Below are 238 nucleotides of genomic sequence, written 5' to 3' on the forward strand. Positions count from 1 at the left end.
TCGCAGAGGGCGGAACCTATAAGCTCACGACGGCCGATCTCGGCTATTCCGATCCGGATGACACCGCAGCGGGTGTTGGCTTCAACGTCTCGAACGCCGTCAATGGCTCTGTCCTCGTCAACGGGTCAGTGGCCGCCAGCTTTACGGCGGCGCAACTCGCAGCCGGCCTCGTCTCCTTCCGCCACAATGGCTCGGAGACCACCGCCGCCTCCTTCCGGGTCGTCGTCGAAGACGGCAA

At 64.3% G+C, this 238-nt stretch carries 1 protein-coding gene; it reads left to right on the forward strand.

Features of this window, described 5'->3' with window-relative positions; translation table 11 throughout:
* On the forward strand, window positions 1-238 hold a 238-nt coding region (locus ACFHWW_RS34525), incomplete at both ends, for a cadherin-like domain-containing protein (protein WP_379943897.1).

The organism is Sinorhizobium sp. P24N7, from assembly GCF_042436655.1.
In the GTDB taxonomy this organism is placed as follows: Bacteria; Pseudomonadota; Alphaproteobacteria; order Rhizobiales; family Rhizobiaceae; genus Sinorhizobium; species Sinorhizobium meliloti_A.